The sequence below is a fragment of the Rhizobacter sp. P2_H2 genome (genome assembly GCF_056403375.1).
On record NZ_JBFUFP010001778.1, the window covers coordinates 1 to 603 of the forward strand.

Annotated in this window: 1 protein-coding gene; it reads left to right on the forward strand. The window is 72.8% G+C overall.

Translation table 11 applies throughout. From position 1 onward, the window contains the following. Positions 1–603: FAD-dependent monooxygenase (locus AC1D15_RS36155; protein WP_477829881.1), on the forward strand; the 603-nt coding region annotated here is incomplete at its 3' end.

Sequence of the window (603 nt, forward strand, 5' to 3'; positions counted from 1 at the left end):
GTGGATCAGCAGGGCGTCGAAACCATGCTGGGCGAGCGCGCCCGCGCGCTGGGCATCGAGGTGCGCCGCGGCTGCGAGCTCACCGGTCTTGCGCAGCAGCACGATGGCGTCGACGTGGCGTGGCAATCATCGACGAGCGCAGGCCGCATCCGCTGCGGTTGGCTCGTCGGCTGCGACGGCGGGCGCAGCCTCGTCCGCAAGCTGGCCGGCTTCGCCTTCCCCGGAACGCCGCCGTCGTCCACCTTCTACCAGGCCGTCGCCGAGATCGACCATCCCGAGCGCCTGGTGCCGATCGGCTGGCATCGCACCCCGGGCGGCGTGTTCTCCTGCGGGCCCCTGCCCGGCCGGCTGGTGATGCTGGACTTCACCGGTCCGCCCGAGGACCGGGAGGCACCGGTCACGCGTGACCAGCTCGAAGGCGTGCTGCGCCGCATCAGCGGCGTGGACGTTCGCGTGAAGGCGCTGGCCAGCGCCAGCCGCTGGACCGACAACACGCGGCAGGTCGACACCTACCGCCGAGGCAGGGTGCTGCTGGCCGGCGATGCCGCGCACATCCACACGCCGTTCGGTGGCCAGGGCCTGGGCCTCGGGCTGGTGGATGCC